General features: G+C 59.7%; 14 protein-coding genes. 5 read left to right on the forward strand and 9 right to left on the reverse strand.

What is annotated here, in order from left to right; all coding sequences use genetic code 11:
* Window positions 1–6: 6 nt before the first annotated feature.
* The 5 genes from DLM86_RS14145 to DLM86_RS14165 all read right to left on the reverse strand — a co-directional run bounded on the left by DLM86_RS14145 (window position 7) and on the right by DLM86_RS14165 (window position 4,666).
* Window positions 7–1,689 carry a peptide ABC transporter substrate-binding protein gene (locus DLM86_RS14145; protein WP_110840653.1) on the reverse strand — a complete coding sequence of 561 codons (1,683 nt, stop codon included), beginning with the start codon at window positions 1,687–1,689 and terminating at the stop codon, window positions 7–9.
* Window positions 1,690–2,155: 466 nt separating this feature from the next.
* A complete protein-coding gene (locus DLM86_RS14150; RefSeq protein WP_110840654.1) occupies window positions 2,156–2,413 on the reverse strand; it encodes a late competence development ComFB family protein in 258 nt (85 codons plus the stop codon).
* Window positions 2,414–2,440: 27 nt separating this feature from the next.
* A complete protein-coding gene (locus DLM86_RS14155; protein ID WP_245954582.1) occupies window positions 2,441–2,836 on the reverse strand; it encodes a DUF3397 domain-containing protein in 396 nt (131 codons plus the stop codon).
* Between the two features lie 35 nt (window positions 2,837–2,871).
* Window positions 2,872–3,879 (reverse strand): ketopantoate reductase family protein, encoded by a 1,008-nt coding sequence (locus DLM86_RS14160; RefSeq protein ID WP_110840656.1) that lies wholly within the window; start codon window positions 3,877–3,879, stop codon window positions 2,872–2,874.
* A gap of 133 nt (window positions 3,880–4,012) precedes the next feature.
* The gene (locus DLM86_RS14165) at window positions 4,013–4,666 is read right to left on the reverse strand and encodes an RsfA family transcriptional regulator (protein ID WP_110840657.1); all 654 of its coding nucleotides are present in this window, start codon (window positions 4,664–4,666) and stop codon (window positions 4,013–4,015) included.
* Window positions 4,667–4,937: 271 nt separating this feature from the next.
* Between DLM86_RS14165 and DLM86_RS14170 the strand changes: the two genes are divergently transcribed.
* Window positions 4,938–5,168, forward strand: coding sequence for a DUF2626 domain-containing protein (locus DLM86_RS14170; protein ID WP_110840721.1), 231 nt, complete (start codon window positions 4,938–4,940; stop codon window positions 5,166–5,168).
* Window positions 5,169–5,251: 83 nt separating this feature from the next.
* On the opposite strand, the gene DLM86_RS14175 is transcribed toward DLM86_RS14170, so the two are convergent.
* The gene (locus tag DLM86_RS14175) at window positions 5,252–6,376 is read right to left on the reverse strand and encodes a class I SAM-dependent methyltransferase (protein WP_245954584.1); all 1,125 of its coding nucleotides are present in this window, start codon (window positions 6,374–6,376) and stop codon (window positions 5,252–5,254) included.
* 116 nt (window positions 6,377–6,492) lie between these two features.
* Between DLM86_RS14175 and DLM86_RS14180 the strand changes: the two genes are divergently transcribed.
* The gene (locus DLM86_RS14180; RefSeq protein WP_110840658.1) at window positions 6,493–7,446 is read left to right on the forward strand and encodes a hypothetical protein; all 954 of its coding nucleotides are present in this window, start codon (window positions 6,493–6,495) and stop codon (window positions 7,444–7,446) included.
* A gap of 101 nt (window positions 7,447–7,547) precedes the next feature.
* The gene (locus tag DLM86_RS14185) at window positions 7,548–8,627 is read left to right on the forward strand and encodes a coiled-coil domain-containing protein (RefSeq protein WP_110840659.1); all 1,080 of its coding nucleotides are present in this window, start codon (window positions 7,548–7,550) and stop codon (window positions 8,625–8,627) included.
* Between the two features lie 22 nt (window positions 8,628–8,649).
* Here the strand turns inward: DLM86_RS14185 and DLM86_RS14190 are convergent, their stop codons facing one another.
* Window positions 8,650–9,984, reverse strand: coding sequence for a sugar ABC transporter substrate-binding protein (locus tag DLM86_RS14190; protein ID WP_110840660.1), 1,335 nt, complete (start codon window positions 9,982–9,984; stop codon window positions 8,650–8,652).
* A gap of 226 nt (window positions 9,985–10,210) precedes the next feature.
* On the opposite strand from DLM86_RS14190, the gene DLM86_RS14195 reads away from it, so the two are divergent.
* Complete coding sequence (locus tag DLM86_RS14195; RefSeq protein WP_110840661.1) at window positions 10,211–10,702, forward strand: hypothetical protein; 492 nt, start codon at window positions 10,211–10,213, stop codon at window positions 10,700–10,702.
* Window positions 10,703–10,704: 2 nt separating this feature from the next.
* Here DLM86_RS14195 and DLM86_RS14200 read toward each other — a convergent pair whose 3' ends face one another.
* A complete protein-coding gene (locus tag DLM86_RS14200) occupies window positions 10,705–11,568 on the reverse strand; it encodes an AraC family transcriptional regulator (RefSeq protein WP_110840662.1) in 864 nt (287 codons plus the stop codon).
* A 208-nt stretch (window positions 11,569–11,776) separates the two neighbouring features.
* Between DLM86_RS14200 and melA the strand changes: the two genes are divergently transcribed.
* Entirely contained in the window at window positions 11,777–13,075 is a 1,299-nt protein-coding gene (melA, locus tag DLM86_RS14205; RefSeq protein WP_110840663.1) for an alpha-glucosidase/alpha-galactosidase, read from the forward strand.
* Window positions 13,076–13,220: 145 nt separating this feature from the next.
* Here the strand turns inward: melA and DLM86_RS14210 are convergent, their stop codons facing one another.
* A complete protein-coding gene (locus DLM86_RS14210; RefSeq protein WP_110840664.1) occupies window positions 13,221–13,655 on the reverse strand; it encodes a GNAT family N-acetyltransferase in 435 nt (144 codons plus the stop codon).
* Between the last annotated feature and the right edge of the window lie 58 nt (window positions 13,656–13,713).

The raw sequence follows: 13,713 nt of genomic DNA on the forward strand, positions 1-13,713 counted from the left end.
CGGCGATTACTTCTTCTTCTCGATATACCCGCGGGTAAAGTCGATGTCGCCTTTGTAATCGACGAATACGTTTTTCACGTAGTCTTTTTGCGCCCAGATGCCGGAGTAGTAGTAGATCGGCGCGATCGGCATGTCGTTGATCATCATTTTCTCCGCCTGCGCCATCGCCTTCATCCGCTTCGACTCGTCGGACGTGCCGTATGCTTCCTTGATCAGCTTGTCGTATTCCGGATTGCTGTATTTCGAGTTGTTGTTGCCGCCGCCGGTCATGAGCAGGTCGATATACGTCATCGGGTCGTTATAGTCCGCTCCCCAGCCGGCGCGGGCGATTTGGAAGTTGCCGTTTTGACGGTTTTTGATATAGACGCCGAACTCCTGTACTTCGATTTTCACGTCTACGCCGAGGTTTTGCCGCCACATGTCGACGACCGCTTCGGCGATTTTTTTGTGGGCTTCGCTCTTGTTGTAAATCAGCGTCACGGAAGGCAGCTTCGCCAGCCCTTTTTCCTTCAGCCCTTCTTCAAGCAATTTTTTCGCTTCGGCTACGTCTTCCTTGAAGTAATCGTCCTTCACTTCTTCGCGGAACGTTTTCTTCTCGCCCTTGATTCCCGGAGGAACGAGGCCGAACGCCGGTTTTTGGTCGCCTTGCGTAATTTTGTCCACGATCGCTTGACGGTTGATCGTCATCGCGAACGCTTTGCGGATTTTCGCGTTGTCGAACGGCTCCGCCTTCGTGTTGAACTCGTAGTAATACGTCGACGCGATCCCTTTGATTTGCAGGTTCATCGCTTTGTCCTGCTTCAGCTTCGGCAGCTGGTCGACCGGGAATTCGGTCGTCGGACGGCCGGCCCAATCGAGCTGGTTCGTGTTGTACATGTTCAGCATCGTACCGGGGTCGTTCAATATTTTCATGTTCACTTCGTTCAGCTTGATTTCGTTGGCCGCGTAATACTTGTCGTTTTTGACGAGCGTGAGCGAATCGTTGTGCTTCCAATCCTTCAGCACGAACGCCCCGTTCGTCACCATCGTGCTCGCTTCGGCGGCGAATTTCGGATTCGTCTTGACGTGCTTCTCGTTAAGCGGGAAGTACGTGTAGAACGAGACGAGGCTCAAGAAGTAAGGCGTCGGCGATTTCAGCTCGACTTCGAGCGTAAAGTCGTCCTTCGCTTTAACCCCCACCTGGGAGGCGTCGGTTATTTTTTTCGTGTTGTACTCTTCCGCGTTTTTGATGTAGTACAGCTGATAAGCGTATGGCGCCGGAGGCGTCATCCCCGGGTCGAGCGCGCGCTTCCAAGCGAATTCGAAATCGCTTGCTTTCACCGGATCGCCGTTGCTCCACTTCGCGTCTTTGCGAAGGTGGAACGTGTACTTCAAGCCGTCCGGCGAAATGTCCCACTTCTCGGCCGCGGCCGGTTTGACTTCCCCATTCTCGTCTTTGCGGGTCAGGCCGTCGTAAATCGGGCGAAGCACCGTCGACGAGTTGTTGTCCTGGGCGAGCCCCGGATCGAGCGTAGGCGGCTCGGAGGCGATCAGCATGCGGAACTTCTGATCCGCCGCGACGAGTCCTCCCGCGTCTCCCGTGGCGCCCGTGCCGGTTTCGTCTTTTTTGCCGCAGCCGGCCAAAACCGAACCTAGCAGCAAGGCGGCACCCGTGAAAACGATTACACTTTTGTTGATCCCCTTAAGCATTGGCAAGCGTCCTCCTTATTTTAGGAACGTTGTTTCCTTCTTTTTTGCCATACACGAAATAATATACTTCCGTTCCGTGTAAAAAAACACGCAAAATATTGATCGAAAAGGTGTAAAAAATTGATATTGTCTTTAAATTGTCTTTAATACACAAAAGGGTCAAAACGTTGATGCGTCAATGCCCCAGCCCTTTTATGCTTTGCCGGTTAATCCCATTAACTCTTAGATCCTTTAACGTCCGTCTTCGTTGAAGCGATGAAGCGGGGTGCGGCCTACTCGCGCGATTGGCCGGCGAAACACGGAATCTATTGGCGCCTTTCTCTTATCCATTCCCGGCAGCCGCCCGATTTATGCGTTTTTGCCGACTATTGCGCCGTTTCGCGCGAAACGAAAAAAAGCCGCTCCCGCAATCCGTCGGATTGAAGGTCGGCATGGTCTGGACGTTCCGGCTCGAAGGACGAACCGGTCAGTCGGTCGTCAACACTTTCTCGATCGCATGCGTCAGCTCGCGGTATACGTCCGTTTCGACTTGCTGACGAAGCTGCGTCTTGGCGAACATTTCGCCTCGTACCGTCGAAACGTAACGGGGCGGCAGTTTATTCAAGGCGAGCGCCATAATGTCGCTTTGCTGCTTTTCGTCGAGGCCGGACAGCCTCGTCTGATTGTGCATCAAGTCTCTCAAGCAATTGCGCACGATTTCTTCCATCATGTTGTGAACGGTCATGGGGAAACACTCCTTTTTGACGAATCGTCATACCGACAAGATCGACTTGCCGAGCCCGATAAACAAAAACAGGACGTACACGGCGCTAAGTCCGAGGAAGCCGAGTCTCCACAGCAGCCGGATAATTCGGCGGTGATCGATCCGGCCCTTGATCCGGTACTGAAAATTGCCGACAAGCCCGTATCCGATCAGAAAAAACAACAGAATCAAAAAAAAGCCGAAATTCGAATGAAACAGCTGATAGTACATGACCGACACGGAGCCGATCAGCAGCAGCGTCGTTACGTCCATGGCCAGCTTCGTCGCACGCTTGCCGTCTCTCCGCCAATAATAGACCCCGATCCACAGCGCGAAAAACCAGACGAACGGCACCGCGGCCGAAAAAGCGTAAATATGGATCAACACGTTCATGAGTCCGCTCAACTTGCACCACCCGGATATCAGCTTCGTGACGCGCGTTACGGAGAAAGCGGTCCGCCGGTTTGCCCCGATTCGGGTACGGACGCTTTCACGAGATCGCAGACGGTTTCGTGAACCGGCACCGGAATGCCGAACCGCCGCGCCCGCTCGACAATCGCCCCGTTGATCCAGTCGATCTCCGTCGGCCGGCCGCTCGATACGTCCTGGAGCATCGAAGACGCGTTGTCGGCCGTCTTGGCGCAAACGTCGACGATTTGCTCCCATACGTCGTCGCGGACCGGTATTCCGCAAGCTTTGGCGACGGCCGTTCCTTCGTCGAGCAGCCTGCGCATGAGGCCGATGCGCCGCTCGGTCGCCAGAAGCTCTCCGTTGCGGACGCGCAGCAGAGCGGTCAACGGATTGACGACGGCGTTGATTAGCAGTTTGTTCCATACGATCTCCATCATTTGGTTCGACGGGAACGTACGAAATCCTGCTTCGTTCAACGTTTTTACCGCTTTTTTTTGCGCATTGTCGATTTCGGGCGAAGCCGTACCCGGCTCGTCGTTTCCGAAGGCGGGACCGATCCACGTCGAACCGGCTCCGGTATGCGCCACCTCGCGCCCGGACAGCTTCTTCGCCCCTTCCGTCGTGACGGCCAAAAACAGACGGGACGGATGCACGAAGCGGGACAGCCGTTCGGCGTGCCCGATGCCGTTCTGGAAGCAGAGCAGCCTCCCCCCGCCGTTCCCGGCCGCCATGGCGCCGAGCAGCGCGAGCAGCGGCTCCGACAAATGCTGCTGCTTGACGGTAAGCATGATCCAATCCGCGCCCTCCAGCCGCTCGGGCAGCCTGTCTTCGGCGAGCCGTTCGAACGAATACGCCGGCACCCGGCAAACCGTCTCCGTATCCCCTTGCCTGAGCGCCAATCCTTCCCCGTTCAACAGCGCCGCCTGCCGCTCGGTACGGGCGACCAAGGCGACATCCGCACCGGCCGCCGCAAGCTTCGCCGCCGCCAGCATGCCGATCGAGCCGGCCCCCACGCATACGATATTCATCGCCTTCACCGTCCAGGAATCGTTTCCTGTACTATATCATGTCCGGTCTCCTTTCGAAAAGGGAGCCGCCAAGCGCAAAAAAGCTCGACGGCCGTGGTTCGGCCTGCGAGCTCCCCTTGTTTAACCGTTCCCTGTCCGGCGTTCAGTCGATACGCTCCAGGTTGCCGTTCGCATCCATCTTGAAGCGATGTTTTTGCTCGTCTTCCTCTTCTACGAGAAACGCAAGCTTCCGGGCACGGTCCATAATTTGAATAAGCGCCTTGTAATCGTCGTTGACGACCCGATAATCGGTCTGCACGTTGTTGATTTCTTTGTCGAGCTTCTCCTTGTCGCGGCGCAGCTCGTCGAGCTCCTCGTCTTTTTCCTTCAGCTCCTTTTCAAGCGCCTTGATTTGCCGCGTCATCTCCTGATAGGTTCCTTTCCATTGACGCAAAAAACGAATGACCGCATCGATCGAGATCGATTCCTCGCTGACATCGTGCCTGGAACCCGCCGCTCCCGATTCCCCCGGTTCGAGCGTCGCTACGGAAGTGACCGTCGAGCCGACGTTCGCCTGCTTCCGGTATTGGTTCCGCTTTTGCCTTTGCGCTTTCGCGATCGAAATCGCGGCCTCGTATTTTTTGCGGACGCAGCTGTTCCACCGGAAGCCGCAAGCCGCCGCCGTTCTTCCTATTTTCTCCCCTACTTCTTCAAACGCCGCAAGCTGGGTGCTGCCTTCGCGAATATGGCGAAGCGTCACCTCGGCCAATATCAGATCGTCCTCTTCGCTCCATGCGTCTTGTCTGACCGCAGTCATGATCGAAAACCTCCCACCAAACTGAAATCGCCACTACTTATCTCTATGCCCAAACTAGAGTTCATAGAATCTATTTGATACTATTTGGTATTACCATTTTTTCGACCGCTCATACATGTTTTCGGGCCGAGCCGGTTATGCTAGTAAAGGCCGTACGAAAAAGTTTGCTAATTCGTCACGGAATCCCGTTTACAAGTCGAAAAGGCAACGTTTATAATGGACAATAGGATTTTGCGTATATCGATCGTTTCAACAGAGAGGGGGAGTAATGGTGGCTCGCATGTTCAGAGTGCTCGGCTTTTGGACGCTCGCGATCGGTCTGATGGCGCTGGCCGGCGACATGAAGGAGATGGCGCTGCTGTTCTTTTTCCAAACCGCCGCTTTCGTCGTCTTGGGTTATATGAATTTGTCCGAACGTACGTACATTTTGATTTTTTGGGGATACATGGTTCTTTCCTTCTTGGGATTTACGTACTGGTCGTTCTTCCAGATGGAGCTGTAAGCGACATCCGTCCCGATGACAACCGAAAAGGTGACCTGCCGGAGCAATCGTACATAACCGGCGGTCACCTTTTTTTCGTCGGGTCAGCCCGACTTCGTTTGCGTCAGCACCTTGAACAGCTCGCCCATCCGATCGCCGACGAGCAGCTGCCGAATCGCCCGGTTGCGCCTCGCCTCGGGCCCGAACGGATCGGTGCCGTCATGGGCGGCGAGCAGCCCGAGCGCGCCTTCGTCGAGCAGAAACCGCTGCTGCGTCCTAAGCGGACGCGACGTCAATCCGACCGCCTCGCCGGCGCGGATGCACGCCGTAAAATCGACGTGGGCCGTCATATCCTGCTCGCCCGGATACGCGAACGGATCGTCGAACGCTTGATGGTTCCGGTAACAAAGAAACGTCCCCTTCATCCGGTGCGGGGCGTACAGCTCGTCGGCCGTATCCCCGTAATCGACCGTCACGATCGCCCCACGCGTCATCCGCGAGCCGATGCGGGTTATCCATTCGGCGGCTTCCGGATTGAGGTCCACGATTTGCCCCTCGCAAGGCGTTATCCCTTCCCGCTCGAGAAACCGCATCGCCGCGCCGCTCTCGTCGATCGGCACCAGCCTTTCGGCGAACCGTCCGGCTTTCTCGTCCCACTCCACGTACCACTCGTACAGTCGGCCGTTTCTTCGCTCCACCCGATGGATCGGAAACGCGTCCAGCAGCTCGTGGGAGAACACGACGATCGGCTCGTCCGGCACCGACTCGAGCCATTCATCCGCATCGACATGCCGCACGGCCCTGTGCCGGGCCAGCTCCTCCCGCTGCAGCGCGCGGTGATGGGCGCTGATCTCGATCATCGCGTAATCGAGCCGGTCGTACGCGGAAGGCGCGGCGGACGCGATCGCGTCGAGGATATGGCCCGCCATTCGTCCCGTCCCTCCGCCCCACTCCGCGATCCGAAGCCGGTCCGCGAACCCGAGCTCGTCCGCCAGTCGGACGAAATAGCGGCCGAGCATCTCGCCCATAATCGTACCGACCGAAGCGCTCGTGTAAAAATCGCCGTCCTTGCCCACCTTCGTCCGGCTCCGGCGATAGTAGCCGTACGGGTCGTGGTACAGGCACAGCTCCATATAATCCCGAAACGGAATCGCGCCGGCCGGACGACGGGCGATTTCGCCTCGTATGATCGCCTCCAGCGCATTCCCCGGGTAAGTCTCGTTCGGCATGCCGCCTCTCCTTCCGCTCGATCTGGTACGACTTGACATACAGACAAATGAGAACGGACCGAGTATAATGGTAACGTCCATCATACCCGTATCCGAAATTCAAGGAGAGATCCGTCGTGAACAAAAAAAGGCTGCTCGTCGTCCCCGCCCTGTTGACCGCCGCCGCTTTGCTGTTCGGCGGGTGCTCGGACGGCACGAAGCAAAAAGAAGCGGTCCGGCAGGCGATCCGCAAGCAGGCCGAAGTCGGCCAGTACCGGTTCGCCGGCAGCCTGTCGGTCGAATGGGAGGCCGCCGCCGATAGCGCCGCCAAGCCGCTTGCCGCAGGACTCCTGAACGCGCTGAACGGTGCCGCCGTCGAGTTTGCCGGAGCGGCGAGCCGCGACCCGGTCCGGCTGGAGGCGACCTTCAAGATGACGCCCAAATCCGGAGCGTCCGTCTCCGTCCCGATTCTTATCAAGGATAACAAAATGTATGCGCAGTTTCCACTGGTCAACAAGCCGGACGAATATATCGCGTTCGACTTGGCCAATCCGGCCGCGGCGCCGGCGGCCGGTCCGCTGTCCCCCGAAGCGCTCGGCCGCTCCAACGAGGCGATGGCCGGCATGCTCGACAAGCTGCTCGCCGACATCGATCCGAAATGGTTCGCGGAGACGAAATCCGGCGATGGCGGCACGGCCGTCACCTATGCCGTCGACATCACCGACCGGAACGCGCAGGAGCTGTCCGCGCTGCTCCGGACGAAAGCGCCCGAATGGGCGGGGATGCTGCGCGACGCCGGGCTGCTTGCCCAAGCGAAGGCCGACGCGGCGGCGAAAAGCGCGGGAGGCGCCGAGCTTCGGCTGAAAGCGCCCGGCTCGATCCGGATTACCGTCGGCGAGAAGCAGTTCGTCGAGCGGATCGCCCTCGACGTGAGCGGAGAAACGGCCGTTTCCGCCGGGACGCCGCGCGGCTTCCGGATGAAGCTCGACTACGCGCTGTCCGGCATCAACGAGCCGCCCGCGTTCGAGAAGGACGTACCGGCGAAGACGAAGCCGTTCGAGGATTTGCTGAAGGGGCTTCCGAAAAAATAAGAAGGAATGCGGCCGCACCGTACACACGGTGCGGTTTTTCGTAAGCATAAATCGCCCCGCCGTTCGATACATTTAGTACGGAAAGAACGGGGGGACAACCGATGCCGAAACGATGGATGCGATTGGCGGCGACGGCGCTGCTCGGCTGTCTGCTGCTCGCCTCCGGGCCGTGGGCGGCGGCGGCGCAGCCCGACGCCGGCAACCGGCGGCTGCTGGAGAAAGGGCTGACCGTCTACGAGCTGGACCGCGAAATCGCCCGGCTCGCCGACGAGCAAAGCCGGCTGAGCGTCCGCATCCGGGAAACGGAGCGCGACGCGGAGCAAGCCTCCTTGCAAATCGCGGAGATGAAGCGGAAAACCGCGGACGTGCTCCGTTCCTATTATACGGGCGACCGCAGCTCGATCTGGCTGGCCGCGCTCAGCGTCCGCTCCGTCCGGGACGCGCTGTACGTCTGGGACCAGCTTCAGCTCATCGTGTCGCGCGATCGCCGAACGATGGACGACTATAGGGAACGGTACCGTTCCCTGAAAGCGAAAACGAACGCGCTCGAGGAAGACCGGCGAAAGCTTGGCGACACGATAGCCGCCTATGAAGCGGAAAAGCAAAACCGGATTCGGGCGCAGCGGGAGGTCGAACGGCTGCTGGCGGGAAACGCGGAGCGCGCGAAGCTGGAGAAGGAAATGGCGGAATTGAGCAAGCGGTGGGAGGAGCGCGGGCTCCCCCTTTTCAAAACGTATTTCGCCGCTTTGGCGGCGGCCATGCCCAAGCTGCCGGAGCTGCTCGGGCAAAACGGCGGCTCGGTCGCGATCAAAGGGCTGAACCCTACGGTGGAAATCGCGGACGGCGAGCTGAACCGGTTTTTGCAGTCGCACGACGAGGCGTTCCGCGGCTTCGCCTTCTCCTTCGGGGACGGGTCGATTACGGCGGGAGGCCGTTCGGACGACGTAACGATAACGGTACAGGGACGCTACGCGGTCGAGAACGAGCCCGCCAACGCCGTCCGGTTCAAAATCGACGGCGTCACGTTCAACGGCTACCCGCTTCCGGCGAGCACGGCCCAATCGTTGGAGCGCCAATTCGACCTGGCGTTCTACCCCGGCAAAATCGCGCCGTTCCTTCAAGCGACCGGCGTCAAGACCGTTCCCGGCAAAATGACGATCGCGCTGAAGCTCGCCTTGTAAAACCGTCCGCCGGAAGCGAACGTCAATTCCCCTTCGCGGTCGGACGAATCGCCTCCCATTCCGCCTCGGTCCGTTCGGCGAACGCCTTAAGCGCGACGTCGCCCCGCCACAGCGTCTCGAGCTGCGCCTCGAGCGACGCCGTCATCTTCGCCCGCTGCGGAAAGGCGGGCGAGGCGTCGTCTTGGTCGATGAACGCGGCCGCGCGCTTGACCGCGTCGTCGGCGCTGATGCCGGATGCATACACGCCGGCCTGCGCCGGCAAGTTGCCGGCTGCGGACCAAAATTTCATCGCCGAGCCGGCGGAGACGAGCTCCCGGATCAGCTCGTACGATTCTTTGCCCGCCTCCGACCGGGCCGATATGGCGAAGCTTCTGCCGGACAGCCAGGCGCCCTTCCACGGCTCTTCACCCTTCGGCAGCGGGAGCGCCGCCATCGTAACGGCGGGCGAGCCGTTTTGCTTCCAATCGGACAACGTCGTCACGTATCCGGTCAGCCGCCCCTGCGCAAGCAGCTCCCACGGCTTCCAAGAAGCGCTTTCCGGCGGAAACGACTTGCCGAGCGGCCTCGGCTCGTCCTTGACGCCGTCCGGATTGGCGTACAAAAACGTTTCCAGCGCCTTCAGCACGGACGCGTCGTTCAGCTTGACCGGCATCGTCTTGGACGCCGTTTTCGAGCCGGCCACCATGCGGACCAGCGCCGCGAACGAGCGGCCCTTCTGCGGATCGAACGCGATCCCGTACTGCCCCTCCTCCGGCTTGTGATTCTGCCTGTGCAGCGCAAGCGCGTCCTCCGTCGAAGCGGGAGGCTTCTCGCCGCCCCATTCGTTCAGCTTCTTCGCATTATATACGATCACGTAGACGTCCACGTCTTTCGGGACGCCCCACAAATAGCCGTTCCATTTCACTTGGGCGAGCGCCTGCTCCATCTGCCGCGCCTGAAGATCGGCCGTCAGCATCGAATCGACGGGAGCCAAGTAGCCGAGGGCGGCGAATTCGCTGACCCAGTCGTTGTCGAGCAGCATGACGTCGGGCGCATCCCCGACTTGGGCCGCTTTCTTGAGCTTCGCATAGGCGGTCCGCTCCGGCACGTTCTCGAGCCGGACGACGACGCCGGGATGCGCGGACTCGTACTGGTCCTTCAGCTGCTGCAGCAGCTGAAATTCTTTCGGCTGCATCGCTACGGTCATCCGGAGCGGCTTCTCGGCGCTGCCGGCGGCGGGCGGCGGCTCGTCCTCCGGCGGTCTTTCCCCCGCGCTCGGCTTCGTCCGGTCCCCGGCTCCGCCGAACAGGACGGAAGCGAGGACGACCGCGAAGAGAACCGCGGACGCGAGCAGCAGCCAGTTTCGATGGCGAAACAAGGCTTCCCCTCCTTCTTTCGGCTGCGGCGAAAAGAAACGATAGTCCGAAAGTCTTAATTTCCCACATCTATACTATATCAAAAAAGCGCTTTCGTGAACCTTTTTTTGCGTGCACGAAATGCGCCGGAGCCGGGAGAGCCGTTCGACACGAAGCGGCGGAATTGCTACAATGAGGAATACCGCGGCGCCCGGCGCCCGGATACGAACGACAAACGGAGGAATCGTCATGCTGGCATACGGGGTGGAGATGCGGCTGCCCGAAGGGAAGCGGCCCGGCTATTACGCCCAATTCGTCAAGGCGCTCGCCGCCAAAGCGCGGCTGGCCGATCGCGACAAGGAGATGCTCATTACCGGGGACGAAGCGAACCGCGAAGCCGTCAAGCGGCTGTTGGAGGAATACCGATTCGAGTACGAGGAATTCGACCTGCTCGCCTTGCCCGAAACGGCGGAGACGACGCCGCTTTTCGACGATTACGGCTTCGTCTCGGTATCCGAGCGGGCTTACTTGTACGCCCGTCTATGCGCCGTGTTCCGGTTCGCCGATGCGGAGAGCCCGGAAGCCCGGGCGAACGCGACCGCGCAAATGGAGGAGCACTTGATCGCGCGCTTCGCGGACGGGAACGAGACGAGCTACGCCGTCGACCGGACGCTCGCCGAGCTGATGCACGGGATCGCGAAGGCGTACCGGTGCCGGGTCGAATTCGTCTATGGAGAGTGACGTCAGGCGTTGCAATCGTACATCGTCCGAACGTCCGATTCGAGCCGGTACTCGGTCGGCGACCGGCCGTACCATTTTTTGAACTGCTTGGAGAAATAAAGCGGGTCCGTGAACCCGACGGAGGCGGCCACCTGCTCGACCGTCAGCTGCTCGAGAAGCAGCAGCTTCGCCCGTTCCATGCGGATTTTGAGCAGGAAGTGCATCGGCGTCATGCCCGTGTACTGCTTGAACATTTTGGACAGATGCGTCCGGTTGTAGCCGAGCGACCGCGACATGTTCTCGATCGAGATCGGCTGCGAATATTGCACGGTCAACCACCGGATCGTCCGTTCCACCTGCTCCTCGATCGGACTCCGCTTCCCTTCGCTTCCTCGGGATTCGTTCCCGTCCTCCCGCGCGTACTCGGCCAGCAGCTGCCGCATCAGCCCTCCGCTGCGCATGTCGCTTCCCGGCTCCGCCGTCTCGAACGTCCGCTCGATCGCGCGGAACAGCGCGGCGGCCCGCCGGTGGCGGATCGGCTTGGCGACGGCCCGGTGCTGCGTGATGCCGAGCCCGCTTAGAAGCTCCTCCGCGCGATCGCCGCGGAAGCCGATCCAGCGGTACGTCCAGGGGGAGTGCTCGTCCGCGGTGTAGCGGATCAGCTCCCCGGGGAAGATGAAGAAGCTGTCCCCGGCCGACAGCTCGTACGTCCGGCCCATGCATTGAAACGTTCCACGGCCCGACAAGACGTGATGGACGAGATAATAATCGCGCACTTGCGGGCCGACGTTATGAGCCGGAAGCGTCCGCTCCCGGCCGCTGAACAGCACGGTCAGCTCGCCCTTGCCGGGGCGGGGATTGACGGCAAACGAATAACGTTCCTCCATACTCACAGGCACCCGCTCCTTTCCCGATAACGTTCTCCCTTTTACTCTTCTTCTATTGAAAACGAAGCCGCTGCACAAATCAAGCGCATTTTCGGCCGTCCGGAATAACGCCGCATTGTTCCATGTCCAACACGCTTTTCTCCATATTCATTTTAACGGACGGATTATATAGTTGCTGTAGAACGATACCAAGGGAGGAACAATCGACATGTCGAAAATTACGTTCATCGGAGCGGGAAGCACCGTCTTCGCCAAAAACGTGCTCGGCGACGTCATGATGACGCCGGCGCTGCAGGAGTTCGAAATCGCCCTTCACGATATCGACCCGGTGCGGCTCCAGGATTCCGAGAACATGCTGAACAACTTGAAGGCGACGTCCGGCAGCCGCTGCCGCATCGTCTCCTATCCGGACCGCCGGGAAGCGCTCCGCGGCGCCAAATACGTCGTCAACGCGATTCAGGTGGGCGGCTACGATCCGTGCACGATTACCGATTTCGAAATTCCGAAAAAGTTCGGCTTGCGCCAGACGATCGCCGACACGCTCGGCATCGGCGGCATTTTCCGCAACCTGCGCACGATTCCGGTCATGCTCGAGTTCGCGAAGGATATTCGGGAAGTATGTCCGGACGCCTGGTTTTTCAACTACACGAACCCGATGGCCGTGCTTACCAACGTCATGAATACGGACGGAGGCGTGAAAACGGTCGGCCTGTGCCACAGCGTCCAGGCGTGCATTCCGCATCTGTTCAAGCCGCTCGGCCTCGACATGGAAGGCGTGCAGGCCAAAATCGCCGGCATCAACCATATGGCTTGGCTGCTCGAGGTGACGAAGGACGGCGTCGACTTGTATCCCGAGATCAAGCGCCGCGCGGCCGAAAGACAGAAAGAAAAGCATAACGATATGGTCCGTTACGAGCTCATGTTCCGGTTCGGCTACTACGTAACCGAATCTTCGGAGCATAACGCCGAATACCATCCGTACTTCATCAAGCGGAACTACCCGGAGCTGATCGAGCGCTACAACATCCCGCTCGACGAATATCCGCGACGCTGCATCCGCCAAATCGAAAGATGGAAAACGATGCGCGAGGAGCTCGTCAACAACAAAAACATCGAGCATACCCGCTCTCACGAATACGCGTCGTACATGATGGAAGCGATGGAGACGAACAATCCGTTCCGCATCGGCGGCAACGTCATGAATACCGGACTCATCACGAACCTGCCTAAGGAGGCGTGCGTCGAGGTGACGTGTCTCGTCGACCGCAACGGCGTTACGCCGACGTATGTAGGCGACTTGCCGCCGCAGCTCGCCGCGCTGAACCGGACGAACATCAATACGCAGCTGCTGACGATCGAAGCGGCCCGCACGCGCAAGAAAGAGCATATTTACCATGCGGCGATGCTCGACCCGCATACGTCCGCCGAGCTGTCGATCGACGACATCGTGGCGATGTGCGACGCGATGATCGAAGCGCACGGCGACTGGCTGCCCAAATTTCATTGATCTCTTCGATCCCGCCATTCGGCGCGAACGAAAAACCGGCCGAGGAACTTCGGGTTCCCGACCGGTTTTTCGTTGTTTCGGAGCTATTGGCACCGCTCCGACGTTCCCCTATGACCCGGCAAGGCTGACCCTGCCGCCCGGGCGCTTATCCGTCCGCGCGTTTCCAAACCATCACATGCTCGCGCGCGCCCGTCGCCTCGTCCACCGTTTCCTCCCGGACGACGAAGCCGTTGCGGGCATAGAAGCGGCAGGCGCCGGCATTGTCGCGATACACCTTCAATTCCAGCTCCGGTTTCAGCGTTGTCGCGTATTCCAGCAGCTTCCGCCCGATGCCTTGGCCTGCGTGGGCCGAGTCGACGAACAGCGCCGCCAAATAACCGTCCACCAGCGACAGAAACCCGACGGGGCCGTTCCCCTCGTCCTCCACGTACGTTTCCGCCATGGGCAAGTACACTTGCGCCATCTCTTCCTTTTTCGATATCCAATAGTCCCGGTCGATGAAATGGTGGGCCCGGATCGAGCCGTCCAGCCAAATGTCGACGAGTCGGCCGATGTCGTGCTCCGTTGATTTGCGAATCATAGGTTCCCTCCTGTTCGGCTCCGGCTTTTGGCGAGCAGCCTCCCTATCGTACCAAACG

Origin of the sequence: Paenibacillus flagellatus (assembly GCF_003217775.1) — a bacterium.
GTDB classification, from domain to species: domain Bacteria; phylum Bacillota; class Bacilli; order Paenibacillales; family NBRC-103111; genus Paenibacillus_AB; species Paenibacillus_AB flagellatus.

Excerpts from the sequence above, each read along its gene's own strand:
- DLM86_RS14145 (WP_110840653.1), bottom strand. The coding sequence starts at position 1,689 with ATGCTTAAGGGGATCAACAAAAGTGTAATCGTTTTCACGGGTGCCGCC.
- DLM86_RS14150 (WP_110840654.1), bottom strand. The coding sequence starts at position 2,413 with ATGACCGTTCACAACATGATGGAAGAAATCGTGCGCAATTGCTTGAGA.
- DLM86_RS14165 (WP_110840657.1), bottom strand. The coding sequence starts at position 4,666 with ATGACTGCGGTCAGACAAGACGCATGGAGCGAAGAGGACGATCTGATA.
- DLM86_RS14175 (WP_245954584.1), bottom strand. The coding sequence starts at position 6,376 with ATGCCGAACGAGACTTACCCGGGGAATGCGCTGGAGGCGATCATACGA.
- DLM86_RS14185 (WP_110840659.1), top strand. The coding sequence starts at position 7,548 with ATGCCGAAACGATGGATGCGATTGGCGGCGACGGCGCTGCTCGGCTGT.
- DLM86_RS14195 (WP_110840661.1), top strand. The coding sequence starts at position 10,211 with ATGCTGGCATACGGGGTGGAGATGCGGCTGCCCGAAGGGAAGCGGCCC.
- DLM86_RS14200 (WP_110840662.1), bottom strand. The coding sequence starts at position 11,568 with ATGGAGGAACGTTATTCGTTTGCCGTCAATCCCCGCCCCGGCAAGGGC.
- melA (WP_110840663.1), top strand. The coding sequence starts at position 11,777 with ATGTCGAAAATTACGTTCATCGGAGCGGGAAGCACCGTCTTCGCCAAA.
- DLM86_RS14210 (WP_110840664.1), bottom strand. The coding sequence starts at position 13,655 with ATGATTCGCAAATCAACGGAGCACGACATCGGCCGACTCGTCGACATT.